Source organism: Veillonella sp. ZSJB6 (assembly GCF_051549505.1).
In the GTDB taxonomy this organism is placed as follows: Bacteria; Bacillota; Negativicutes; order Veillonellales; family Veillonellaceae; genus Veillonella.
This window is the reverse complement of record NZ_JBPUGE010000166.1, coordinates 1-240: the sequence shown is the minus strand read 5'-3', so window position 1 is coordinate 240 and position 240 is coordinate 1. Positions and strand designations below refer to the sequence as shown.

The 240-nt window shown below is 51.7% G+C and carries 1 protein-coding gene; it reads left to right on the top strand.

Annotated features, from left to right (window positions below; translation table 11 throughout):
• Positions 1-12: 12 nt before the first annotated feature.
• Positions 13-240 (top strand): EAL domain-containing protein (locus ACSV5T_RS10300; protein WP_438321084.1); only part of this gene is annotated, 228 nt, incomplete at its 3' end.

Here is a 240-nt window from a genome sequence, read left to right as displayed (position 1 = left end):
CTCGCACTGAACTTGTCGGCTCGTCATTTTCTATCGGACGGGGTCGTCGAGAAGTTGGGCCAAATCGTCAAAGAGATGGACGTCTGTCCGAACTATTTGACGTTCGAGATCACCGAAAGCGTCGGGATGGAGAATCAACAGCACGTCATCGAACGCTTCATCGCCTTCCGGGAACAAGGTTTCTCGATATCGATTGACGACTTTGGGACCGGATTCTCGGCGTTCGTCTATTTGAAGCAC